The 1,102-nt window shown below is 59.3% G+C and carries 1 protein-coding gene; it reads right to left on the bottom strand.

Going from position 1 to position 1,102, the window contains the following annotated elements:
- Positions 1-8: 8 nt before the first annotated feature.
- Positions 9-1,076: an IS630 family transposase gene (locus tag D9T14_RS13260; RefSeq protein ID WP_121592134.1), complete on the bottom strand. Its 1,068-nt coding sequence runs from the start codon at positions 1,074-1,076 to the stop codon at positions 9-11.
- Between the last annotated feature and the right edge of the window lie 26 nt (positions 1,077-1,102).

Here is a 1,102-nt window from a genome sequence, read left to right as displayed (position 1 = left end):
TATGGCCGTCATGAAACAAGATCGGTTTCTGGTTGGGGTTTGGGGAGGTGTTCGAAGTCGTAGTCGAAGGTGCGTCCGGTGATGTACGAGGCGAATGCTCCGAAGGTTTGTTCGGGGGTCTGGTGCTGGATGTTCGCGATATTGTTTTTGGCGGTGCCCCAGACGTGTTCGACCGGGTTGTGGTCGGGAGCGTACGGCGGCAAGAAAACGGGTGTGATGCGCTCCAGCAACTGGCCGGGCTGGTAGAGGCTGGTCAGGGCCTTGGCGTGGTGGAACCGGGCATTGTCCAGTACGACAGCGATACGGTCGGCCTTGGTTTCGCGCTGGAGCCGTTCCAGAGCCAGGATGATCTGTTCGGTGTTCTGGTTCCCCTCGATCGGATACAGCCGCACTTTCTTGTCAGTAAGCGAGAGGGCGCCGAAGAACGACTGGGACACTTTCTGCCGGTCCACGTACAGTTTGGTGCGTTGTCCTTTGGGCAGCCACATGCGGCGGGTCTCGGCCTCGTGCTCCAGGCGGACCTCATCGATGGCGTACACCTCACAGCCAGCGCCCAACAGGTCGTTGACTTGGGTCTTCACCTCGGTCATGCGTCGGGTGATGGCCTGTTCGTCGCGGTGCTTGTCGAACGGGTCGGGCAGTTTGAAACTGAGCCCGCAGAACCGCAGGAGCAGCTGATACGAAGATTCTGACTCGTACTCCACGTCGAACAGAATCTTCACTACGTCTCGTAGGGCCGGCACGCCCCAGAACTCGGCGTCGATCCCGGACCGAGACGGCGGCAGGGCCAGGACTGTCTTGAGGTCTTCCTTCTGGGTGCGGGTGAGTTTCGCGGCGTTCTGGTTCCCCGCGTGCCCGGTCAGCACCGAACACATCCTGCTGGCCTGCCACTCGGCCAGCCATTCTCGAACGGTTTTCTCGCTGCGCTCAACCATTTCAGCGATAATCCCCACATCGACACCACGAGAGGCATACAAGATGGCTTCGGCTTTCATCCGCACCAGCACGTAATTGTCTGTGCGTTTCTTCCACCTGATCAGAACAGCGGTTTCTTCCGGGGTGACCTCGATCTGCATGTCTCAATCATGCCCGAAACAAGACC

Origin of the sequence: Propionibacterium australiense (assembly GCF_003666605.1) — a bacterium.
GTDB classification, from domain to species: domain Bacteria; phylum Actinomycetota; class Actinomycetes; order Propionibacteriales; family Propionibacteriaceae; genus Propionibacterium; species Propionibacterium australiense.
The sequence above is the reverse complement of the archived record's forward strand: the minus strand, read 5'-3'. Positions and strand labels throughout refer to the sequence as shown.